Below are 23,916 nucleotides of genomic sequence, written 5' to 3' on the forward strand. Positions count from 1 at the left end.
TTTTAAAGGTTCTAAGGTTCTGAGTTGCTAAGGTTCTAAGGTTTTTGCTTTGCAAACTATCACCATTTTTTTTTAAGGTTTTGAGACTCTGAGTTGCTGAGGTTCTAAGGTTTAGTAGATAAAAAAACTTAGAACCTTAGCACCTTAGTATCTTAGCACCTCACTAAATGTTTCCTATTCGAATAACGTCAGCAAAAATTCCTGATGCTGTCACAGCTGCTCCGGCACCGGCTCCTTTGATTAATAAAGGCTGATCTACGTAACGATCTGTGTAGAAAAGCACGATATTATCTTTTCCTTCTAAATTGTAGAAAGGATGCTCTTTTGGGATGAATTGCAGACCTACGCTTGCTTTTCCGTTTTCGAATTGTGCCACGTATTTCAATCTTGAATCTTTGGCTAAAGCTTCTTTATAAATACCTTCAAAATGAGCAGCGTGTTTGATTAACGATGCGAAGAAATCTTCGTTGTTTGTTGTTGCTAAACATTCTGCCGGCAGGAACGATTCGTTTGCAATGGCATCAATATCCATTTCGTAACCGCTTTCGCGAATTAAGATCAGGATTTTACGAGCCACGTCGATTCCGCTTAAGTCGATTTTTGGATCTGGTTCTGTAAATCCTTGTACTCCGGCTTCTTTTACCACGTCGTGGAAAGAGTTATTTTCGTCAAAATTGTTGAAAATAAAGTTCAAACTTCCTGATAAAACCGCTTGGATTTTATGCACTTTATCGCCAGATGCAATCAGGTTTTTTACCGTATCGATAATTGGCAGTCCTGCACCAACATTCGTTTCAAACAAAAACGGAGCGTTGTATTGGCGGGATAAGCTTTTTAGTTTTTTATAATTGTCGTAAGCAGATGAACAAGCAATTTTATTACAAGTTACAACGGCAATACTTTCTTTTAAAAATTTCTCGTACATTTCAGATACACTTGCATTTGCTGTAATGTCTACGAAAATACTGTTACGTAAATTGAGTTCTTTTGCACGGGCGATAAATTCTGCCGCAACTGCATTTTCTCCTTTTTCCAAAGTCGACTGCCAGTCTTTTAAAGATATTCCGTCTTCATCAAAAATCATTTTTCTTGAGTTTGATAAAGCAATTACGCGAACATTAATTTTTAAAACATCTTTTAAGAATTTCTTTTGGCTGTGAATCTGCTCGATGAATTTTTCTCCCACATTTCCAACTCCCATTACAAATAAGTTGAGCTGTTTTGTGTTTTCTTCAAAGAAGTTTTCATGTAAAGTATTCAGTGCTTTTTTAACATCTCTTTCGTTAATTACAGTCGAAATGTTTCTTTCAGAAGCACCTTGCGCGATTGCACGAATATTTACGTTGTTTTTTCCTAAAGTACTGAACATTCTTCCGCTCAATCCCTGGTGATTTTTCATGTTTTCACCCACCAAAGCAATAATGCAAAGGTCTTTTTCTACATAACAAGGATCGATTTTGTTTTGCGAAATTTCGATTTCAAAAGCTCTGTTAATTGCAGCTTCGGCTTTATCAGCATCAGAATTCAGGATTCCGATACAAATTGAATGCTCAGAAGAAGCCTGAGTAATAAAAATCACGTTGATTTTTTCCTGAGACAATACTTCAAACAAACGTCTTGACGAACCCGCAACTCCAATCATTCCCGGACCTTCAAGAGTTACAAGTGAAATATTATCGATATGGCTTATTCCTTTTACAACGGTATCTTTTGATACAACCGTGTCAGAAATTAAAGTTCCAACAGCTTCCGGCTCAAAAGTATTTTTGATTAAAATAGGAATGTTTTTTCTTAAAACCGGCTGAATTGTTGGCGGATATAAAACTTTGGCACCAAAATGCGACAATTCCATCGCTTCCTGATATGAAATGTTTGCAATTGGCTGTGCTTGTTTTACGATTTTTGGGTTTGCAGTAAACATTCCGTTTACGTCAGTCCAGATTTCCAATTGTTCAGCATCTAAAGCTCCTGCTATAATTGCAGCAGTATAATCAGAACCGCCGCGTCCTAAAGTCGAAGTAATTCCGTCTAAAGTCTGCGCAATAAATCCTGGAAGAATATTGATTTTTGCTTTATTTCCAGCAAAATATTCTTTAATCAGCTGATTTGAAACTTCAAAATTAACAGCTGCTTTTCCAAAATTATTATCAGTTTTAATTAATTCACGACTGTCTTTATAAACGGCATCTTTTTCAGTTTGCTGAAATGCCTGAGCAATGATGAATGATGAAAGTAATTCTCCAAAACTTAAAATAGTATCGGCAGTTCTTGGAGACAATTCGCCTAATAAGAAACAACCGTCTAATAAAGTTTCTAAATGATTAATAATTCTTTTTACATGGCTTAAAAGACTGCTTTGTTCACTTACAGGAATTAGTTCTTTTAAAGTATCAAGGTGTTTTTTCTCGATTTCGGCAACAACTTCTCTAAAGCTTTCATCGTTTGCCGCTGCTTTTGCTGCTGCAGATTGAAGTAAATCGGTCACTTTGCTCAGTGCAGAAACTACAACAACAAGTTTGTCATTTGCAGCTTTTTTATTAACAATTTCGAGAACAAGTTTTATATTTTGAGCATTGGCTACAGAAGTTCCGCCAAATTTTAATACTTTCATTTTGTGATATTTTTTAATAAGGTGCAATTTTGAGTAACAAAGGTTCAAAGGCTATTAACTGTGAGCTGAAACTGAAAACTGCGGCTATTTTTTTTCTTTTCTAAATGTTTTTCATGTATCCAATAACTCTCTTCTTTCAAGAAAAAAGTATAGGTAACCTAGGATTATATGTAAAAATGTATACCCCTAAGGGGTAGTAGTTGTTGTAGTAGAAATTGTGGCAGCAGCAATTGCAGCTCCTGTTTGAGCTGTAATAATTGTAGATTGATATTTTATGCTGTTACTTTTCATTTTGGTTTTCCAAAAGTACAGCTTTTTATAAAAGTTAAAAACTTCAAAAGCCTTTTTACGAATATTTTAATAATTCAAATCTCTGCAATTCAATATTGAGCATTTGTTAAAATTAGATATGTTAAGTTGAGTTTTTAATATATTTCAGAATTCATTTATTAAAGAAACAGGATTGGCAGTGTTTTGATTTTTAATAAAAACTGCCGGAAAAAGTACTAGCTGACACCATTTTACTATTGTTAAAAAAATAAAAGTATAGAAATGTGCAGGTTAAATTTTTAATTATTGTGATAAAATGTTGCTTTTTAATGTTGATTTGTTGAATTTTGACGTTTTAAAATTTGAAATCATCATGAGAGAAATCCATTATATAAGTACAGAAACGATAACTTTAGAAACACTTCACGAAATTTTATCAAATAACAAAACACTTGAACTGTCTGAAGAAGCTAAAGTAAACGTTCAAAAATGCCGTGATTATTTAGATAAAAAAATGGCAACGCATACAGCGCCCATTTATGGTATTAATACTGGTTTTGGATCTCTTTACAGCGTAAAAATCTCGAATGAAAATTTATCTAAACTTCAGGAAAACCTTGTAAAATCTCACGCCTGCGGAACAGGGGAGGAAGTTCCTGCTGAAATTGTAAAAATGATGCTTTTGCTAAAGATTCAATCTTTAAGCTACGGGTATTCTGGAATTCAGTTAATTACATTACAGCGTTTGGTTGATTTTTATAATAATGATGTTTTACCAATAATTTATACTCAGGGTTCACTTGGAGCTTCTGGAGACTTGGCACCTTTAGCACATTTATCTTTGCCTTTAATTGGTGAAGGAAAAGTGTATTTTGAAGGAAAAAAAACAGAATCAGCAGAAGTTTTAAAACATTTTAACTGGGAACCAATTGTTTTACAGTCAAAAGAAGGTTTGGCTCTGTTAAACGGGACTCAGTTTATGAGTGCTTATGGTGCTCATATTTTAATTAAAGCATATAAATATTCGTATCTGGCAGATTTAATTGGAACCATTTCTTTAGAAGGTTTTGATGGAAGAATCGAGCCATTTAACGAATTGATACATTATATTCGTCCGCACAAAGGACAGATCGTAACCGCGCAGCGAATTACAGAGTTTTTAGACGGAAGCGAAATCATTGCTCAGGAAAAGAAACATGTTCAGGACCCGTATTCTTTCCGTTGTATGCCTCAGGTTCACGGCGCTTCAAAAGACGCAATAGATTATGTTAGAAAGGTTTTCAAAACAGAAATCAATTCAGTAACCGATAATCCTAATATATTTATTGAAGCCGATCAGATTATTTCAGGCGGTAATTTCCATGGTCAGCCTTTGGCTTTGGCTTTAGATTTTATGGCGATTGCTTTGGCAGAATTAGGAAGTATTTCTGAAAGAAGAACGTATCAGTTAATTTCTGGATTGCGTAATCTTCCTGCGTTTTTAGTTGATAATCCGGGATTAAATTCTGGATTTATGATTCCGCAGTATACTGCTGCAAGTATTGCCAGCCAGAATAAACAATTGGCAACTCCTGCCAGTATTGACAGTATTGTTTCGAGCAACGGACAAGAAGATCACGTAAGCATGGGAGCAAACGGCGCAACAAAAGCCTTACGAATTTTAGATAATTTAGAGCGTATTTTAGCAATCGAATTATTAAATGCTTCGCAGGCAATTGCCTACAGAGAGCCTTTAAAATCAAGTGATTTTATTGAAATGTTTTTAAGCAGTTACAGAGAAGTAGTGCCTTTGGTAAAAGAAGACAGAATCTTACATAATGATATAGAAAACACAGTGTTATTCCTGGAGAGTTTCCAAATAGAAAACGATTTGTTAACAATGGCTTAACATTGCAAAGTATTAATGGAAGTAATTTTGCGCTATCAAAAATATAAAAATGTCAATAAACAGTATTTTCCAATTTTTAGTGCCGAAAGACAAGAAATTCTTTCCACTTTTTGAAGAAGCTTCAAGCAATTTAATTGAATTAGCTTCTAACTTACACGAAGCTGTAAACCTTCCATTAAAAGAAAGAGAAATTCTTTTTCAAAAGATTGACGAATTAGAACAAAAAGGCGAAGACATTACACGTCAGACCAATTTGGAATTAAGCAGAAACTTTATTACTCCATTTGATAGAGAGGATATTCATACATTAATTACTTCTATTGATAACGTTGCTGATTACCTTCATGGTGCAGCAAGCCGTATGAGATTATATCAGGTTGATAAGATTACAAAGTCTATCAGAAAAATGACAGAGATTAATCTTGAAGCTTGTCAAAACATTGACAGTGCGGTAAAAGAGTTAAGAAATTTACAGAATTTTAAAATCATTAAAGATGCTTGTGCCAGAATTAATAAACTGGAGAACAAATCTGATAATGTTTATAATAAAGCAGTTTTTGAAATTTTTGAAAACGAAACAGACGCTAAAAACATCATTAAATATAAAGAAGTGTTATCTGTTTTAGAATCAGCAACAGATAAATGTAAAAGTGTTGCAAACATACTAGAATCTATTTCTGTAAAACATTCTTAATTCAATTTTTCAATCTGAAGTTATAACTTTATGACGCTACTTATATTAATTATAGTATTAGCCTTAATTTTTGATTACATCAATGGTTTTCATGATGCGGCAAATGCTATAGCGACTGTTGTTGCAACAAAGGTTTTAACACCTTTTCAGGCGGTTGTCTGGGCAGCATTTTTTAACTTTTTGGCTTATTGGGTTTTCGGATTTGGTGTTGCAGATACTGTTGCCAAAACTGCGCACACCATGGAAATTAACCTGGTTGTAATTCTCGCTGGAGTAATTGCAGCAATCTGCTGGAACTTATTGACTTGGTGGTTAGGAATTCCTTCAAGTTCTTCACATACATTAATTGGAGGTTTTGCCGGAGCAGCTGTTGCACACGCAATCGCAGTTCACGGTTTTTCTGGTTATGTTGGAGAAGACGGTGCAACACATTATTGGTATGAAATTGTAAGCTGGTATAAGGCAGGAAAAGATGGCGCAATGCCCTCCGGAGTCCTTATTATTATTGCTTTTATAGTTCTTGCGCCATTATTAGGAGCTTTGGCTTCATATTTAATTTCTATCTGGTTATTAAATGCTTCTCGAAAAAGTATTGGACCTAAAATTTTTACTGGAGCATTAATGATTGCTACAATCGTATTTGTATACTATCAGATGATTCCTTATTCAGAGATTGATAAACCAAGATTTGATTCTCATTTTTGGAGTGTTGCTTTTGAAGCCCACAATATTAAATGGTTTTTAGTTGCTTTCATTGTCTTGACAGTTAGTGGTTTTTGTATGATATTCAGTAGTTTGAATCTTCATCAGGCTGATGCTGCTTTGAAAAAAATGCAATTATTATCTTCTGCGGCGTTTAGTTTAGGACACGGAGGAAATGATTCTCAAAAAGTAATGGGAATTATTGCTGCAGCTGTTGCTGTTTATATCAATACTAATCACGGTGTACATATGGATGCCTGGTTAGATGTTGTTCTGCCAAATGAAGATTTAGGAATTAAAGGACAAATGCCAAGCTGGATTCCGTTAGCATGTTATTCTGCAATTGCAGCCGGAACCTTAAGCGGTGGATGGAAAATTGTAAAAACAATGGGATCTAAAATCACAAAAGTAAGTTCGTTTGAAGGTGTTGCCGCTGAAACTGCAGGAGCTTTGACACTTTACTTTACAGAGCATTTAAAAATCCCGGTAAGTACAACGCATACTATTACAGGATCTATTATTGGTGTTGGATTAACAAAACGTGTTTCTGCAGTTCGCTGGGGAGTTACTGTAAGTTTAGTCTGGGCCTGGATTTTGACTATTCCAATTTCGGCTATATTAGCAGGTTTGGTTTATTTTATACTAAGTGTATTTATTTCATAATATGAGTATTGCAAAATGTGATATATAATCACATTTTAAAAAATATCTTAAAGCCGATTTCAATTTGAAATCGGCTTTTTTTGTTTGTATTTATAAATGAATATTTTGTCTTAAAATGAAAGTTTAAAAACTTTTAGTGGATATTTTAAAAATGAAATAAAAAGACCTTTGCAAAAAAATAAGAGCAGTAATAAACTTTGATTTACGGCTCAATTATGTAATATTAAATTAAATACAAATGCAAAGAATTAATCGTTTCGCGGCTTCAGTTGCTGCTTTAATGTTTATGGGTATCACTTTTTATTCATGTGACAGTAAACCAGATGATAAGAGAAAGGTTTATTTATTGGAGGATAAAAAGAAAGTTACTGATACTCCAGATCAAAAAACAGATTCTATTTCTTATTTCTTAAAAGAATGTGTAAACAGAACACTAACAGGTATTAAGACAGATGAATTAAAATATTTTTCAAAAGAAAAAAACGATACAGTTCTGGTAATTGTTAAAGTTGGAGATATGAAAGGTATTGAAAAATCTTCAAGAAAAGAATTATTGTTTGCTGTTGAAGACTGCCTAAAAGCGGTTGACTATTTTAAAAATAAGAAAATTTATATTGATGTTGAAGGAAGATTTAATACGTTATTAGTAAAAACACCTGTAAAAGCTGATTTAGACGGTAAATTTGCAGATAGTGATTTGATTTTACCATTTTACGGAAAAAATATAATTCCTAATAAAGAAACTAAGTAATTTAGCACACTTAATTTTCTCGTTTTAATAAAATATGAATTCTGAAATAACATATCAAATACAAAGAATCAAAAAGAAGCTGCTTTTAGCAAAAGAAATTGATAAGGATTTAGAAGTTTTTGGAGCAGATAGTCATGTATATGTTCTAAGTGAAACGGCAGCTGTTGATGATATTTTTGAATTTGAAAAAAAGTACAATGTTTCTCTTCCAGATTGTTATAGGGCTTTTTTACTGCACATAGGAAATGGCGGGATATCATATCAAAATTCTGCAGCGGGGCCTGGTTATGGAATATTTCCTTTTGGTGAAAATGTTGATGAATTTGTTTATTCTAATCCAGAGAATTGTTTAAGTCAGGATTGTTTCATTTATCCAAAAATGAGTGATGAATTTTGGGAAGAATCAATCAAAAATATTGAAGAGAACGATGATATTTCCGAGGAAGATTTTGAAGCTGAACTAGGCAGAATATTTGCAGGAATTTTGCCTCTTGGAACAGAAGGCTGTACTTACTATTATGGTCTTGTTTTAAATGGAAAATTTAAAGGAAGGGTTGTAAATGTAGATTTAGACAGACAGAAACCTTTTTTTGCTTTTGAGTCTAATTTTTTAGATTGGTACGAACGCTGGTTAGACGGAATTACGGCAGAAACTGCAATAGATGAAAAAGATTTGTTTAATTATACTTTGGGCGGATCGACAGCACATATTTTAGATGTATTTGTTACTACTGAAGATGAGGAAACAAAATTAGAATGTTTACAAGGTTTTTTAAAAAAGAAAAAGATTGATTCTCAAACATTAGATATTTTAGAAAAAGAATATAGTTTAAGTGCGGGTAAAATCCAGAAAAAACTTCTTCAAATACTTGTAAAGTTCGATTATAACCGCGCATATCCTTATTTAATAGATTGGGTTCAAAAAGATTTATTAAGTGTTTTTCAATTTGTATACTGGTATGCCAAAGACAGAAGTCTTGACTGGCTGGAAGTAATTAAAGAAAATGCTTCAAAAATTAACGACGATGAGACTTTTAACTTCTGTACGTATTTATTAAAAGAAACAGGTACAGATTATAGTTCAGTTATAATTTCATTCACTTCGCATAAAAATGCATCAATACGAGTAACTGCCTTTTTTGCGCTTGGGCAGTTAAAAAATAAGGTTGATTATTTAGAAACTTTTATTTTGGGTTTAAATGATGAAGTAAACAGAGTTGTTCATATTACATTACAAGCTTTAGAAGGTGTCAACGAAAAAAAGCTTTTGCAGCATTATAAAAATATTGCTATACGGTTTCCAAAAGAACAAGATTATATTTTAACAAATCTAAATCATAGACTTAAAGCTTTTGGATTAACAAATAAAACAATAAAAGGAATAGATCCTGATAACTATTAAAACAAAAGCCGATTTCTAATTTGAAATCGGCTTTTTGATGTCTGCAATTAAAATTTTTGAAGATTTTTATGATTGTGTTTTCGCTTATAATGCGATTGCTTAAGATGTTTTTGATCTGCAGAAATAACACTTATCGTTCCGTCCATTTCCAGCATAGCAAGTTTGATGTCGGTAAGATGTTCTAAACCGTGTTCGCGTGCTGCTTCCTTTAATTCTTCGTGCGAAATATCTAGTCTGCTCAAAGCTTTGAAATCTAATACTCCGTCATGAATTAAAACTTCAGGTTTGTCAAGTATCAAATCGCCTAAGATTTTGGATCTCTTAGTTAGTTTTTTAATAGCAAAGTTAATTACAAATAAAACTAAAGCTGCAACCAAACCGCCAACAAGGCTAGTGTCTGGACCCACCATTGCGTTTTGAACAGAATTACTGATTAGTAAAATCAGAATAATATCGGCAGTATTTAATTGTGAAAGTTCTTTTTTACCGAAAATGCGAAGAGCAATTGTCATGAAAAAATAAACAGCAACACTTCTAAAAATAATATCTAAATAAGGAAATGACATAACTTTTTATTTTAAAGTTAAATAAAAAAGCTTTGTCAAAGGTTTTAAACTTTGACAAAGCAGCTAAATTATTTTGAGATGATTAAGTTAAAATGAACTTAATTATAGTTTGAAATTTTTCTCAATCGCTTTAATCATTTCTCCAGCAACGTCTTTGTTTGTTGCGCCCTCAATTCCTTCAAGCCCTGGAGAAGAGTTTACTTCAAGCAATAAAGGTCCTTTTGAAGAACGAATAATATCAACTCCGGCTACTTTTAAATCCATTGCTTTTGCGGCTTTTATGGCAATCTTTTTTTCTTCGGCAGTTACTTTGATTACAGATGCTGTTCCGCCAAGGTGTATATTAGCTCTAAATTCGCCCGGCATTGCTTCGCGCTGAATAGCGGCAACTACTTTTCCGTCGATTACAAAACAGCGTATATCTTTTCCGTTTGCTTCTTTAATAAATTCCTGAACTAAGATGTTGGCATTTAAACTTTTAAAAGCATTGATTACACTTTCTGCAGCTTTTTTGGTTTCGGCTAAAACAACGCCTTTTCCTTGTGTTCCTTCTAATAATTTTACAATTAGAGGTGAACCGCCCACCATTTTAATTAAATTGTCTGTATCAAGCGGAGAATTGGCAAATCCTGTAGTTGGAATATCAATTCCGCTGTTCAAAAGAAGCTGTAATGAATATAATTTATCTCTGGATTGTGTAATAGCTGTGGCAGAATTTAAAACAAAAACCTTCAAAGCCTCAAACTGACGTGTTAATGCGCAGCCGTAAAAAGTAATACTCGGACGGATTCTTGGAATAATAGCGTCAAATTCGTTTAGAATTTTTCCGCCTCGATAGTGAATTTCGGGCTTTTTAGCATCAAGTTTCATGTAGCATTCCTTTATGTTCAGAAAGTGCATTTCGTGGCCGCGCATTTCGCCGGCTTCCATAATACGTTTGTTACTGTATAATTCAGGATTACTGGCCAAAAGACCAATTCTTAAACCTGTAGTTGCTTTTTCAGAGTTTTGGTATAATTCTTTTAAAGTTTCCGGAGAAGGCTGTCCTAAAAGATATTTTTGTTCAGGATCTACCAAAACTCTTCCGCTCATGGCCTCGCGTCCAAGAAGCATACGGAAACCCATCGAATCACGATTGGTCAAAGTCATTTCAATCGGCCATTTTGCATCGCCAATTTTTAAATGCGTCTGAATAACATAACGATGTTCTCTGTAACCACTAGAACTTTTTACAATTCGTTTATCAACCAGCGGGGCTTCACAGTGAATAATGGTTTTAATGTTATTTTGAATTGGGTTAATATCAAATTTTACCCAATTAGCATCATTTTTTATAAAAGGAGCAATATTGATTGCATGCATTGCCGAAGTTTTGGCACCAGAATCGACACGAGCTTTAATTGTCGGGATTCCAAGTTCTGGAAATGAGCACCATTCTTCACTGCCTAAAATGACTTTGTTTTGAAGCATATTTTGTTTTTTATTATAGAATTTGAATTCAAAAATAGCTATTTGCTTTTACTAAAGATAGTGATTTTTGCAAAAAAAATACCCGTTATGTTATGAAAACGTAACGGGTAAATTATTTTTGTTATAAATTTTAACTAATTTATTGATTAGTCGGCTCTTCGGCTTTATGAATTTCTACTGATAGTTCTTGCGAATCATCTTTTAGATCCATCATAATTTCATCACCTGAATGTATTTTTGAAGTGATGATTTCTTCAGCCAGCAAATCTTCAACATATTTCTGAATTGCTCTTTTAAGCGGTCTTGCTCCAAACTGTTTATCGAAACCTTTTTCAGCAATAAAAGCTTTTGCTTTGTCAGTTAAGCTTAACTTGTAGCCTAACTCTGCAATACGAGAATATAGTTTTTTCAATTCGATTTCGATAATCAAATCGATATCAGCTTTTTCTAGTGCATTAAATACAATTACGTCATCAATTCTGTTTAAGAATTCAGGAGCAAAAGTTTTCTTTAATGCATTTTCGATAATGCTTTTTGAGTTTTCATCAGCCTGAGCTGTTCTTGCAGCAGTACCAAATCCAACACCTTGTCCAAAATCTTTTAACTGACGTGCACCAACGTTAGAAGTCATGATAATGATAGTGTTTTTAAAGTCAATTTTACGACCTAAACTATCCGTTAAATATCCGTCATCTAAAACCTGAAGCATCATATTGAATACATCTGGGTGTGCTTTTTCGATCTCATCTAAAAGAACTACACAATATGGTTTTCTACGAACTTTCTCAGTCAATTGTCCGCCTTCTTCGTACCCAACATATCCCGGAGGCGCTCCAACTAAACGAGAGATAGCAAATTTTTCCATGTATTCACTCATGTCGATACGAACCAATGCATCTTCAGAATCGAATAATTCTTTTGCTAATACTTTTGCCAGCTGTGTTTTACCAACACCAGTCTGACCTAAGAAAATAAACGAACCAATTGGTTTGTTTGGATCTTTAAGTCCGGCTCTGTTACGCTGAATAGAACGTGCAATTTTAAGAACGGCATCATTTTGACCAATTACTTTGTTCTGAATTAATTCAGGTAATTTGGCTAATTTATTGCTTTCTGTCTGTGCAATTCTGTTTACAGGAATTCCGGTCATCATTGAAACAACATCGGCTACATTATCTTCTGTAACTTCAATTCTGTTGTTTTTAGAATCTTCTTCCCATTGTTCTTGTGCAGCAGCAAGATCTTTTTCTATGCGTTTTTCGTCATCGCGAAGTTTGGCAGCTTCTTCATATTTTTGTTTTTTAACTACCATATTCTTCATTTCGCGAACTTCTTCTAACTGACGCTCTAAATCTAAAATTTGTTTAGGAACATCAATATTGGTAATGTGAACACGAGATCCGGCTTCGTCAAGAGCATCAATCGCTTTGTCTGGTAAGAAACGCTCAGACATATAACGATCTGTAAGTTTAACACAGGCTTCAATAGCTTCTTGTGTATAAGTTACATTGTGGTGATCTTCGTATTTGTCTTTTACGTTATTTAAAATAGCGATTGTTTCTTCAACAGAAGTTGGTTCTACAATAACTTTTTGGAAACGTCTTTCTAATGCACCGTCTTTTTCAATATATTGTCTGTACTCATCAAGAGTAGTAGCACCAATACATTGGATTTCACCTCTTGCTAAAGCAGGTTTGAACATGTTAGACGCATCAAGTGAACCTGTTGCTCCTCCAGCTCCTACAATAGTATGGATTTCATCAATAAAAAGAATGATATCGTCGTTTTTCTCAAGCTCGTTCATAACGGCTTTCATTCTTTCCTCAAATTGTCCTCTGTATTTTGTTCCGGCAACTAAACTAGCCAGATCCAGAGTAACAACACGTTTGTGGAAAAGAATACGTGATACTTTCTTTTGAATAATACGTAATGCAAGTCCTTCTGTAATTGCAGATTTACCAACCCCGGGTTCTCCAATAAGAAGCGGGTTGTTCTTTTTTCTTCGGCTTAAAATCTGCGAAACACGTTCAATTTCTTTTTCGCGTCCCACAACAGGATCTAGTTTTCCTTCCTCAGCCATTTCTGTTAAATCTCTCCCAAAATTATCTAAAACCGGAGTCTTAGATTTTTTGTTTGACTTATTGGCGGGATTATTAAAACTACTTTCCTTTAAACTGTCATCTTGTCCTGAATCGTCATTATACGATTCGTTTCTTGGCAAGTTTTCTAAGAATTCTTCTTCGTTTGGCGTCATATTTAAATATTGTTCTTTAGCCACGTCATAATCTATTTTAAGTTTATTCAGCAGCTTGGTTGTTGGATCGTTTTCGTTTCGTAAGATACACAGAAGCAGGTGAGCAGTGCTTATCGACGAGCTTTGAAATACTTTAGCTTCAAGAAAAGTGGTCTTCAGGGCTCTTTCGGCCTGTCGGGTAAGATGAAGGTTTTTCTTTTCTGTATTTACCTCAACGCTGTGATTTGCCGGGCTCAGTATTTCTACTTTCCTGCGTAAATGATCTAAATCAACTGCTAGGTTATTAAGTATATGAATAGCTTTTCCGTTACCATCTCTTAAAATGCCTAGCATAAGATGTTCTGTACCAATAAAGTCGTGTCCTAAACGAAGGGCTTCTTCCTTACTGTACGTAATAACATCTTTTACTCTTGGTGAAAAATTATCATCCATAATATATAATTGGTAGTGTAAATTTAATTATTTACTGGTTGAAAAACAAAAATCATACCTATCGAGATCTGCTGTCAGCTAATTGACAAAAAAAATAACAATAAAAGCGTTAAAAAACGCTTAATTTATTAACTAAAAGCGAAATTAAAGTTGTTAATAAATCATTTAAATAAGTGTAAGGAAATAGCTGAAAAAATTTTAAAAAAACGTATCTTGGCACGCTTTGAAACTAATATAATTATTTAAACATAACAACTTATGTCTGAAGGAGAAAAGTTAATTCCTATTAACATTGAAGATGAAATGAAATCAGCTTACATCGATTATTCGATGTCAGTAATTGTATCGAGAGCGCTTCCTGATGTTAGAGATGGCTTGAAACCAGTACATCGAAGAGTACTTTATGGAATGTATGATTTAGGTGTAACTTCAAGATCTGCCCATAAAAAATCTGCGAGAATTGTGGGAGAGGTTCTGGGTAAGTACCACCCGCATGGAGATACTTCTGTTTATGATGCAATGGTGCGTATGGCACAGGAATGGAGTATGCGTTATTTATTAGTGGATGGTCAGGGTAACTTTGGGTCTGTTGATGGTGACAGTCCGGCAGCGATGCGTTATACTGAGGCCAGAATGCGCAAAATTTCAGAAGAAATTATGGCAGATATCGAAAAAGAAACAGTTGATTTTCAATTGAACTTTGACGATACAATATATGAACCAAAAGTAATGCCTACAAGAGTTCCTACTTTATTAGTAAATGGAGCTACCGGTATTGCAGTTGGTATGGCAACTAATATGCCGCCACACAATTTAACAGAAGTAATCAATGGTACTTTAGCTTATCTTGATAATAATGATATCGAAGTAGATGAGTTAATGACTCACATTAAAGCTCCTGATTTCCCAACGGGAGGTATCATTTACGGTTACGAAGGTGTTCGTGAAGCTTTTAAAACAGGTAGAGGACGTATTGTAATGCGTGCTAAAGTTGGTTTTGAAGAAGTTGAAGGAAGAGAATCTATCATCGTTACCGAAATTCCATATCAGGTTAACAAAGCCGAAATGATTAAACGTACGGCAGATTTAGTTAACGAGAAAAAAATTGAAGGTATTGCTAATATCCGTGATGAATCGGATAGAAATGGTATGCGTATCGTTTATATCCTAAAACGTGACGCTACACCAAACGTAGTTTTAAATACCTTATATAAGTATACTCAATTACAATCTTCTTTTAGTGTAAATAATATTGCATTAGTAAAAGGACGTCCTCAATTATTGAATCTAAAAGATATGATTCACTATTTTATTGAGCACCGTCATGATGTAGTAGTAAGAAGAACGCAGTTTGAATTGCGTAAAGCAGAAGAAAGAGCGCATATTTTAGAAGGTTTAATTATCGCTTCTGATAATATTGACGAAGTAATTGCGTTAATTAGAGGGTCTAAAAACACAGATGAAGCAAGAGAGAAATTAATCGAAAGATTTAAATTGTCAGATATTCAGGCTCGTGCAATTGTTGAAATGCGTCTGCGTCAGTTAACAGGTCTGGAGCAGGACAAATTAAGAGCTGAGTATGATGAATTGATGAAATTAATCGAGCATTTAAAAGCTTTACTTGCAGATGTTAATCTTAGAATTGACTTGATTAAAGAAGAACTTACTGAAATTCGTGATAAATACGGAGACGATCGTCGTTCTCAAATCGAATATTCTGGTGGAGATGTAAGCATCGAAGATTTAATTGCCGATGAAAATGTAGTAATTACAATTTCACATGCAGGTTATATTAAGCGTACAAACTTATCAGAATACAAAACTCAGAATAGAGGAGGAGTTGGTCAAAAAAGTGCAGGAACAAGAGATCAGGATTTCTTAGAGCATATGTTCGTTGCAACAAACCACCAGTACATGATGTTCTTTACTCAAAAAGGAAAATGTTTCTGGATGCGTGTTTATGAAATTCCGGAAGGAAGTAAAACGGCAAAAGGAAGAGCGATTCAAAACCTTATCAATATCGAAAGTGATGATAAAGTAAAAGCTTTCATTTGTACACAAGATTTAAAAGACAAAGATTATATCAATACTCATAACCTTGTAATGGTAACAAAACAAGGACAGGTTAAGAAAACTTCTTTAGAGAAATACTCTAAACCTCGTGCTAATGGAGTTGCTGCTATTACTATTAAAGAAGGAGATGAATTGCTTGAAGCAAAATTAACCGACGGAGAAAGTCAAATTATCCTGGCAGTTAAATCTGGTAAATTGGTTCGTTTTGAAGAAACAAAAACACGTCCGATGGGAAGAACAGCTTCTGGAGTTCGTGGAATTACTTTAAAAGACGATACTGATGAAGTAATTGGTATGGTTACTGTTGGTAAAAATGATGTCGCTGATTCTCAAATTTTAGTTGTAACTGAAAACGGATACGGAAAACGTACAAAATTAGTTGATGATGATGGTGAAGACGTTTACAGAATTACAAACCGTGGCGGTAAAGGAGTTAAAACCTTAAATATTACAGATAAAACAGGAAAACTGATTTCTATTAATGCTGTAACAGATTCAGATGATTTAATGATTATCAACAAATCTGGATTGACAATTAGAATGGCAATTGAGGATTTACGTGTTATGGGACGTGCTACTCAAGGTGTTAGATTGATTAACCTGAAAGGAAAAGATTCTATTGCGGCTGTTACAAAAGTAATGAAAGATGACGCCGAAGAAGTTGTAGTTGACGAAGATGGTAACGTTGTAGAATCTGCTATTGAAAGAGTTAAACCGGATCTTGATGAAGTTCTTGAAGATGATGGAACTGCTGACGATGACGATGACGACTCTGATGATGTAGTTGAAGATGAAGACGATTCAGAAGAAGAATCTGAGGAATAAATTTAAATTAGTCCACAAGAAAATTAAATTAAATATACAAATTGAACATTATGAAAAGTAAATATGTTATACTAGCATCAGCATTACTGATTTCTGTAGCTACATTTGCTCAAAAAGATCAAATTAAAAATGCAGAAAAAGCGTTAAAAAGCGGTGATGCACAAGGAGCTCTTGCACAATTAAAAGATGCAGAGAACTTAATTGTAAATGCAAAAGATACTGAGCAGGCACAGTACTATTTCGTACAAGGAAATGCTTATTTAGACCTTGCAAACAAAAAAGTTGAAGAAAGCAAAAATTTAAGTGCTGCTGCTGACAGCTACAAAAAATTAATTGATGTTGAAAAAGCTTCTGGAAAACAGAAATATTCAACTCAGGCTGCAGCATCTATCACAAACATCAAAGGATTATTAATTAATTCTGCTATTGCTGATACTCAGGCTAACAAGCATTCAGAAGGAGCTAAGAAATTGTATGATGCTTATTTGTTAGACAAAAACGATACAATTAATCTTTATTATGCAGCTTCTACAGCTGTAAACGCTCAGGATTTTGATACTGCGCTTCCTATGTACGAAGAGTTAAAAAAATTAAACTATTCTGGAAAAGGAACTTTATACTTAGCTGTAAACAAAGCAAATAATAACGAAGATAACTTCGCTAATGCAAAAGAAAGAGATTTAGCTGTAAAATTAGGAACTCACGAAAAACCTAAAACAGAAGCTATTCCTTCAAAAAGAGGAGAAATCTACAAAAACCTGGCTTTGATTTTAGTTCAAAAAGGAAAAATTGAAGAAGCTAAGAAAGCAATTGCAGATGCAAGAAAAACAAATCCAGATGACAGCTCTTTAATTCTTACTGAAGCTAATTTATATCTTGAAACAAAAGACTACGATCAGTACAAAAAATTAGTTGGAGAGGCTTTACAAAAAGACCCAAACAATGCTGATTTAGTATTTAATTTAGGTGTATTGAGTGCAAATGCAAAAAACAATGCTGATGCTGAGAAATACTACTTAAAAGCAATCGAAATTAACCCTAACTACACAAATGCTTATTTAAATCTTGCTGCATTAAAATTAGAAGCTGAGAAACCAATCATTGATGAAATGAACAAATTAGGTACATCAGCTAAAGATATGAAGCGTTACGATGTATTAAAAGCACAAAGAGAAGATGTTTTTAAAGGTGTTATCCCTTACCTTAAAAAAGCAAATGAGTTAGATCCTAAAAATGATGATGTTGCAAAAACATTATTAGGGGTTTACAAAGCGTTAGAAATGACAGCTGAGGCAAAAGCTCTAAAAGCTACAATGAACCAATAATATTGGCTGTAATAATAAAAAAAAACCATTCACACTGTGAATGGTTTTTTTATGCCTTATAATTACTTTTTAGCTCACTAATGAAGCTGATAAAGTAATTGTTGTGTTTAAAAGTTTTGAAATCGGGCAGATTTCTTTTGCTTTAGCTGCTGTTTTTTCAAATTCTTCTGCTGATATAGAAGGCACTTTTCCTTTTAAATCTAAATGAATTAAAGTAATCGAGCCGTCTTCAAAAGTTACTGTGGCTTCTGTAGACAGATCATCAGCTGTAAAACCTGCTTCGTTAAGCAAGAAGCTTAATTGCATTGTAAAACAGCCTGAATGAGCTGCAGCAACCAATTCTTCCGGGTTAGTTCCAACTCCGTCAGCAAATCTTGTTTTAAAAGATAATTGAGCGTTATCTAAAGTTGTACTCTGAGTACTTATAGTTCCTTTTCCTTCCATGCCGGTTCCTTTCCAGTTGGCATTTGCTTTTCTTGTAAATTTCATTGTCTTTTAATTTAAAAATTAATATTAAATGTTATTTGTTGTTAATAGTGGTAACTCAAATATAATCAATATTTTGCAGAATAGTTTTATAGAATTTAATTAGAATGTTAAGTTTGGTGTTGAAATAGCGTGAAGGTTTAACCGCAAAGTGTGCGAGGTTTTTTCTATAGCTGAATTCTATTAAAACGCAAAGTTCGCAAAGCTAATTAATAAAAAGCTTTGCGAACTTTGCGGTAAAATGCACACATAAAAAAACTGCAATGAAAAATTCACTGCAGTTCTTATATTTTAATTACTCCTGACCTAAGTTTCGTAATTGTTTCAATTTGTCTTTCCAAACCTCAAGGCTTTCTTTGTGAATAGCAATGTTTTTGCGTACTTCTGTAACAATTGAATTCTCTTTTTTGGCATTTTTAGTGTTGGTAAAGAACTGAATGTTATTTTCTAATTGGAAAATTTCATTCTGTACTTCTTCAATTTTACGCATAATAAAGATTTTTTCATTATCTAATTTGCGTGTATCGTTACTGTCAGATAAAGAATCTATTCTGTTTGTAAAACGCATCATTTCAGATTCTTTTTTGCTTAAACTTAGTTTTTCAAAAAGAGCATCTAAAATTTTATTGAATTTACCTTCAATATGACGTCTGGAAAAAGGAACTTTTCCATAACCTTTCCAGATTTCAATATGCTGTTTAATTGCATCAAGATCTGTTTTATGATCTCCAGTTAACTGGTAAGCTCTTAAAGTCTCTAAATATGCTTTTTTATTATCAAAAGCGGCAACCTCATCAGCGTTTTCTTCTGATTTGTGCTCTTTTAATTTATCAAAATAATGATTGCATGCATCTTTAAACTCTTTCCAGATTTTATCTGAATATTTCTTAGGAACGTGTCCAATTTGTTTCCATTCTTCCTGAATTTGTTTCATTACTGGAGTAGTAGAACCAAAATCAGTGCTTTCTTGTAATTCTTTAGCTTTTGCAACAAGAGCCATTTTCTTGTTCAAATTATCGTTTTGATCTTTTTTGATGTCTTTATAAAACGAGTTTTTGAATGCGTTGAAATTTCTAACTGCAGTTTTAAAGGCAGCCCAGGTTTCTTCGTTTACTTCTGATGGAACTTTTCCTGCTGCAAAAAAATCATTTCTTAAGGCTTCAACTTTTTGAATCTGAACCAGCCATTGAGAATGAGAATTCACTTTTTCAGTTCCTAAAACCTCAATTTTAGCAATGATTTCTTTTTTAGCCTCAAGATTTTGCTGTTCGTTAGCTCTTTGGCTTTCAAATAAAACTTCTCTCTTATCGTGGATTTTTTTAGTCAGTTCGCTGAATTTATTCCAGATAGAATCACGATGTTCTTTTGAAACCGGACCAATGTCCTCTTTCCATAAACGGTGTAAATCTTGTAATTCGCGGAAAGCTTTATTTACATCAGTTTCGTTTACAAGTTCTTCAACCCTTGCAATGATTTTTTGTTTTTGATCAAGATTGTGTTTAAAATCTAAATCGCGGGCTTCACGATCTAAATGCAGATAATCATAGAAATTTTCTACATGAAAGTGATAATTATTCCAAACGTGATTGTACTTGTCTTTTGGAATTGCTCCTGCATTTTTCCATCTTTCTCTTAAATCGTTAAAATGTTTAAGAGTATCTTTTATGTTTTCCTGCGGATTTATAAGTTCTTTTAGTTCCTCAACAATCGCAAGTCTGTTTTCCAGATTTGATTTTAGATTGGTTTGTAAATGCTTAAAGTGTGCATTTCTTTTCTCTCTAAAAACATTGTAATATTCATCAAATTTTGATTTTAAAGGAGAATGATACTCAAACTCTTCGTTTGGATCTTCTTTAGATGCATTAAATTCATCTCTTTTTTCATCTAAAAAATGATTGTATTGTAGTAAAAATGATTTTTTGATTTCTTCAATATGATCTTTTACAGACATAATTTTGTCTATATTGATCAGCTTTTTAAGTTCATCAACAAGAGCATCTAAAGAAAAAGTATGATAGTCCTTCATAGGAATGTCATGACGTTCTTTTAGTGTCTCATCTTCGCTTTCTTCAGCATTTGAATTTGTTATGGCATCTAATGCATTTTGATGATCTGGCTGTTCTGTTTCAACGGTTTCTGCTGCTGTGTTTTCAACAGCTGCTTCAGCTTTTTCAGAATCTGAGTTTTCAATTGCATTACTTTGCGTAGAATCGCTTATTTCGATTCCTGATTTTCCGTCTGCTTCTTGCAGGTTATCATTCTTTTCTTCTAACATTTTTAAATGTATAAGGTTTTTACTTTAAACAGTGCGAAAGATAGTAAAGGTGTTTCTAACTACAAAATAAATCGTTTGTTTATGCAGTATTTTACGATAAAATTCTTATTCATAATAGAATAATGCATATAGATATATAAAATTTTATCCCTTTTTTAGAAGAAATAGAAATTTCAAATCATTACATTTTTTAGTAATTAACTAAAATAAAATCATGTTTTTTGAACGTTTTTCTGATTTTCTGCTTAGAATAAAATCAAAATTCCTGCCTCTAATCCGTAATTGTATGTTTTTTGGCCTCCAAATGCAACGCTGGGATGAATGTAAATTAAATTATCCGGAGTAATTTTTCTTCCAAATTCTAAAAATGCATTGTTTTGAAATCCTTTTACAGTGTTATTATACCGAAATGCAGCATCGACAGCAATCCAGTTTCTTCCAAAAAACCATAGAATAACATTTTCAAATGCCGTTACATTTATATCATTTCGGCTGCTTGAACCCGCAAAACTTGTTTGGTACTCAAGAGACGAAATCCATAAATACCTTTTTGATTGTAAATAACGGCCATAAAAAACGGTGGGAATAAAAACCCATTTTCCGCTTCCAAAACTGGGATCAGAGGCTGAATTTGAAACAACTCTTGCTCTTAAGGCAATGCCGTTATTTCTTTCCATATACGGTATAAAACTTATCCCGGCGCTGACGTCGCCAATTCCGGTTTTATTATCAGAATTAGTATTTGCAGATATTAAAGGAAGATCAAAACGAAGGTTCCAGGCTTTATTTCCTATTGGATAAAGGAAACGCAATTGAGTAGTATTGTATGATCCATTTTCAGTATCTAAATACTCATTAAAAAATAAAATAGTTTTTAGAAAATAATGATATCTGGCTTCTGAAAATGGATTATTATATTGAATAGTATCTTGTGCTTTAACAGCAGATGAAAAAAGAAAAATTATGCAGAAGTAAAATTGTGATATTTTCATAACTATCTACAAATGAGTAGACTAAATTACGAAAATTACTTTAACTTCTTGAAAATCAGCTTTTTTATTTGTTCCAGATCTTCCAGGCTTTCTCTGCCTGAAAAATAAGCATATCGTATCCGTTTTTGATTACTGCGCCTCTTTCTTTTGCATTTTTTAGAAATTGAGTTTCTGCAGGATTGTAAATCAAATCGTAAGCAATATGTTTTTCTGTAAAAAACTCATAAGGCAGATCCGGATAGGCTTCTACGTTAGGACTTGTGCCAACAGGAGTGCAGTTAATGATAATTTGAAAATTATCAAAAGTCGTTGCGTTGATTAAATTATAATCGATAATATTTTCTTTGGCTTCTCTCGAAACAAAAGTATATGGAATATCAAGTTCATCAAGTGCAAAAGCAACACCTTTTGAAGCGCCTCCGGTTCCTAAAATCAAAGCTTTTTTATGGTGAGGCTCCAGTAATGGTTTTAATGATTTTTTAAAACCGTAATAATCGGTGTTGTAGCCTTTTAATTTTCCGTTTTTGGTAAATTTAATAGTATTTACAGCACCAATTAAAGCCGCTTTTTTTGAAAGTTTATCCAGAAAAGGAATAATTTGCTCTTTGTATGGAATTGTAACATTTAAACCTTTCAAATCAGGATTGTTTTTTAATAATCCGGTAAAATGGCTGATTTCAGAAATATCGAAGTTTTCGTAGCTGTTGCCTGCGAAAATTTCATCGTTGAATTTTTCTGTAAAATAACCTTTTGAAAATGAGTAACTAATATTACGGCCCAATAAGCCAAATCTTCTCTTTAAAACTCCAATCATTCTTATTTTCTGTGTTTTTCGATGTAATTTCTAACTGTCTTTTTTGTCCATACTACAGGGAATAAATCTTCGATAAGTATATAATTATCAAAGTTTAAACGCAAACCATTACTTAAGTGGAATTTTGCTTTTGTATTGTCCTGAATCATGAAATATAATCCTGCTAAACGATATTCGATTTCGTTTTCTTCCGGAAAGTATTCTGAAGCTTGTAATAAGGTTTGAATAGCACTTTCAAATTCTCCTAAAAACTGCAGTATATCAACCCAGTATAACCAGGTATCAAGCGCATAATCTCCAAATTCTACTGCTTTTCTGTATCCAAACTCAGCCTCTTCAAAAAAGTTCATTTGTTTGTTGATCGTTGCATAACGTTTCCAATACAAACGATTTTGATTGTCAATTGCTAATGCTTTATTGACAAAAAATAAGGCTTTTTGAAAGTTTTTCTGGCGAACATGGAAATCTGTAATTGCGATCCAGCCTTTATCTAAAAGCGGGTCTTCGTGTACAGTCTGGTTGTAATATTGAAGTGCTTTTACGGCATTTCCCAGTTTTTCATAACATTTTCCTATACGAAGTAAAGCATAAGATGTTGCGTCGTCTAATTCGATTGTACGATTATAACTTTCAATTGCTTCATTGTATTTTTTAAGACGCTCATAAGCTTTTGCTTTTTCCATAAAAGCGCCCAAAAATTCATCATCGATTAAAGTTGCATAATCAAAAGCACGTATAGCTTCCTCATATTCTTTTACTCCATAGTGAAGCCTGCCAAGCTGATGCCAGGCAATTTCGCTGTAAGGATTTTTGTTTATATAGTCGTTTAAATATACAATAGCTTCTTTGTTTTGATCTAAAAACTCAAAACAATACACTACGTTATATAAGGCAGATTGATCTTCAAAATCTTCTTCAAGACATTTAATGAAGCTTTCCTTTGCCAGTTCAAGATTATCCATAAAAAGATATTCCATTCCAATTAAGTTGTACACGTCAGCATAATCATCTGTATACTGCAGAGCAATTTTAAGTAATTCTACAGCTTTTTCGTGTTGATCTCTTTTAGAGCAGATATTGGCTTTCTGGATATAAATTTCCTCGTTGTTAGGTTCAATTGCATACAACTCGTTTAAAAGCTTCTCAGCGATTTCAAGTTTGTCTTCGTAAACCAGCATTTCTACTTGTACTAATTTTAAGCCCGTAGATTTTGGATGCTGATCTAATGCAAGTTTTAAGGCCTTTTTTGCTAAATTAGCCTTACCTATATCTAAATAATGAAGAATAATTTCTTCAAATTCTTCAGAATCAAAAAAGAGTACTTTGTTAGTTTTTAACATCGACTCAAATTTTGATAAGGATAGGTTATAATCTTCTTCTTCGTTGCTTAATTGCATACTTTGTTTTATTTGAAATTAGCCTG

16 protein-coding genes are annotated in these 23,916 nt (G+C 33.3%); 7 read left to right on the forward strand and 9 right to left on the reverse strand.

The window, feature by feature from the left end; all coding sequences use genetic code 11:
• Positions 1–163: 163 nt before the first annotated feature.
• Positions 164–2,611, reverse strand: a complete 2,448-nt coding sequence (gene thrA, locus FJOH_RS13360) for a bifunctional aspartate kinase/homoserine dehydrogenase I (RefSeq protein ID WP_012024641.1) — start codon at positions 2,609–2,611, stop codon at positions 164–166.
• 643 nt (positions 2,612–3,254) lie between these two features.
• Between thrA and hutH the strand changes: the two genes are divergently transcribed.
• From hutH to FJOH_RS13385, 5 genes are all read left to right on the forward strand, one after another.
• Complete coding sequence (gene hutH / locus FJOH_RS13365; RefSeq protein WP_044048307.1) at positions 3,255–4,769, forward strand: histidine ammonia-lyase; 1,515 nt, start codon at positions 3,255–3,257, stop codon at positions 4,767–4,769.
• A gap of 49 nt (positions 4,770–4,818) precedes the next feature.
• A complete protein-coding gene (locus tag FJOH_RS13370) occupies positions 4,819–5,463 on the forward strand; it encodes a DUF47 domain-containing protein (RefSeq protein WP_012024643.1) in 645 nt (214 codons plus the stop codon).
• A gap of 30 nt (positions 5,464–5,493) precedes the next feature.
• Positions 5,494–6,828, forward strand: coding sequence for an inorganic phosphate transporter (locus FJOH_RS13375; RefSeq protein ID WP_012024644.1), 1,335 nt, complete (start codon positions 5,494–5,496; stop codon positions 6,826–6,828).
• Positions 6,829–7,066: 238 nt separating this feature from the next.
• Positions 7,067–7,579, forward strand: coding sequence for a hypothetical protein (locus FJOH_RS13380; protein WP_012024645.1), 513 nt, complete (start codon positions 7,067–7,069; stop codon positions 7,577–7,579).
• Between the two features lie 34 nt (positions 7,580–7,613).
• Positions 7,614–8,981, forward strand: a complete 1,368-nt coding sequence (locus tag FJOH_RS13385) for an SMI1/KNR4 family protein (RefSeq protein ID WP_012024646.1) — start codon at positions 7,614–7,616, stop codon at positions 8,979–8,981.
• Between the two features lie 47 nt (positions 8,982–9,028).
• Here the strand turns inward: FJOH_RS13385 and FJOH_RS13390 are convergent, their stop codons facing one another.
• From FJOH_RS13390 to FJOH_RS13400, 3 genes are all read right to left on the reverse strand, one after another.
• Positions 9,029–9,547 (reverse strand): DUF421 domain-containing protein, encoded by a 519-nt coding sequence (locus FJOH_RS13390; protein ID WP_012024647.1) that lies wholly within the window; start codon positions 9,545–9,547, stop codon positions 9,029–9,031.
• 102 nt (positions 9,548–9,649) lie between these two features.
• A complete protein-coding gene (gene rimK, locus FJOH_RS13395; protein WP_012024648.1) occupies positions 9,650–11,017 on the reverse strand; it encodes a 30S ribosomal protein S6--L-glutamate ligase in 1,368 nt (455 codons plus the stop codon).
• A 139-nt stretch (positions 11,018–11,156) separates the two neighbouring features.
• Positions 11,157–13,703: an ATP-dependent Clp protease ATP-binding subunit gene (locus FJOH_RS13400; protein ID WP_012024649.1), complete on the reverse strand. Its 2,547-nt coding sequence runs from the start codon at positions 13,701–13,703 to the stop codon at positions 11,157–11,159.
• Positions 13,704–13,961: 258 nt separating this feature from the next.
• Here FJOH_RS13400 and gyrA point away from each other — a divergent pair, with 258 nt between their 5' ends.
• Together gyrA and FJOH_RS13410 are read left to right on the forward strand one after the other, a co-directional pair.
• Entirely contained in the window at positions 13,962–16,601 is a 2,640-nt protein-coding gene (gyrA, locus tag FJOH_RS13405; RefSeq protein ID WP_012024650.1) for a DNA gyrase subunit A, read from the forward strand.
• A 50-nt stretch (positions 16,602–16,651) separates the two neighbouring features.
• Positions 16,652–17,926: a tetratricopeptide repeat protein gene (locus FJOH_RS13410; protein WP_012024651.1), complete on the forward strand. Its 1,275-nt coding sequence runs from the start codon at positions 16,652–16,654 to the stop codon at positions 17,924–17,926.
• Positions 17,927–17,995: 69 nt separating this feature from the next.
• On the opposite strand, the gene FJOH_RS13415 is transcribed toward FJOH_RS13410, so the two are convergent.
• From FJOH_RS13415 to FJOH_RS13435, 5 genes are all read right to left on the reverse strand, one after another.
• The gene (locus FJOH_RS13415; protein ID WP_012024652.1) at positions 17,996–18,415 is read right to left on the reverse strand and encodes an OsmC family protein; all 420 of its coding nucleotides are present in this window, start codon (positions 18,413–18,415) and stop codon (positions 17,996–17,998) included.
• 292 nt (positions 18,416–18,707) lie between these two features.
• A complete protein-coding gene (locus FJOH_RS13420; RefSeq protein ID WP_012024653.1) occupies positions 18,708–20,687 on the reverse strand; it encodes a DUF349 domain-containing protein in 1,980 nt (659 codons plus the stop codon).
• Between the two features lie 245 nt (positions 20,688–20,932).
• Positions 20,933–21,679: a hypothetical protein gene (locus FJOH_RS13425; protein ID WP_012024654.1), complete on the reverse strand. Its 747-nt coding sequence runs from the start codon at positions 21,677–21,679 to the stop codon at positions 20,933–20,935.
• Between the two features lie 64 nt (positions 21,680–21,743).
• The gene (locus FJOH_RS13430; RefSeq protein WP_012024655.1) at positions 21,744–22,493 is read right to left on the reverse strand and encodes a shikimate dehydrogenase family protein; all 750 of its coding nucleotides are present in this window, start codon (positions 22,491–22,493) and stop codon (positions 21,744–21,746) included.
• A gap of 2 nt (positions 22,494–22,495) precedes the next feature.
• Positions 22,496–23,890: a tetratricopeptide repeat protein gene (locus tag FJOH_RS13435; RefSeq protein ID WP_012024656.1), complete on the reverse strand. Its 1,395-nt coding sequence runs from the start codon at positions 23,888–23,890 to the stop codon at positions 22,496–22,498.
• Between the last annotated feature and the right edge of the window lie 26 nt (positions 23,891–23,916).

The sequence above is a fragment of the Flavobacterium johnsoniae UW101 genome, from assembly GCF_000016645.1.
In the GTDB taxonomy this organism is placed as follows: domain Bacteria; phylum Bacteroidota; class Bacteroidia; order Flavobacteriales; family Flavobacteriaceae; genus Flavobacterium; species Flavobacterium johnsoniae.

Coding starts and splice junctions, on each gene's coding strand:
- FJOH_RS13410 (WP_012024651.1), top strand. CDS start 16,652: ATGAAAAGTAAATATGTTATACTAGCATCAGCATTACTGATTTCTGTA.
- FJOH_RS13415 (WP_012024652.1), bottom strand. CDS start 18,415: ATGAAATTTACAAGAAAAGCAAATGCCAACTGGAAAGGAACCGGCATG.
- FJOH_RS13420 (WP_012024653.1), bottom strand. CDS start 20,687: ATGTTAGAAGAAAAGAATGATAACCTGCAAGAAGCAGACGGAAAATCA.
- FJOH_RS13370 (WP_012024643.1), top strand. CDS start 4,819: ATGTCAATAAACAGTATTTTCCAATTTTTAGTGCCGAAAGACAAGAAA.
- rimK (WP_012024648.1), bottom strand. CDS start 11,017: ATGCTTCAAAACAAAGTCATTTTAGGCAGTGAAGAATGGTGCTCATTT.
- FJOH_RS13390 (WP_012024647.1), bottom strand. CDS start 9,547: ATGTCATTTCCTTATTTAGATATTATTTTTAGAAGTGTTGCTGTTTAT.
- FJOH_RS13425 (WP_012024654.1), bottom strand. CDS start 21,679: ATGAAAATATCACAATTTTACTTCTGCATAATTTTTCTTTTTTCATCT.
- FJOH_RS13435 (WP_012024656.1), bottom strand. CDS start 23,890: ATGCAATTAAGCAACGAAGAAGAAGATTATAACCTATCCTTATCAAAA.
- FJOH_RS13430 (WP_012024655.1), bottom strand. CDS start 22,493: ATGATTGGAGTTTTAAAGAGAAGATTTGGCTTATTGGGCCGTAATATT.
- FJOH_RS13385 (WP_012024646.1), top strand. CDS start 7,614: ATGAATTCTGAAATAACATATCAAATACAAAGAATCAAAAAGAAGCTG.
- FJOH_RS13380 (WP_012024645.1), top strand. CDS start 7,067: ATGCAAAGAATTAATCGTTTCGCGGCTTCAGTTGCTGCTTTAATGTTT.
- gyrA (WP_012024650.1), top strand. CDS start 13,962: ATGTCTGAAGGAGAAAAGTTAATTCCTATTAACATTGAAGATGAAATG.
- thrA (WP_012024641.1), bottom strand. CDS start 2,611: ATGAAAGTATTAAAATTTGGCGGAACTTCTGTAGCCAATGCTCAAAAT.
- FJOH_RS13400 (WP_012024649.1), bottom strand. CDS start 13,703: ATGGATGATAATTTTTCACCAAGAGTAAAAGATGTTATTACGTACAGT.
- FJOH_RS13375 (WP_012024644.1), top strand. CDS start 5,494: ATGACGCTACTTATATTAATTATAGTATTAGCCTTAATTTTTGATTAC.
- hutH (WP_044048307.1), top strand. CDS start 3,255: ATGAGAGAAATCCATTATATAAGTACAGAAACGATAACTTTAGAAACA.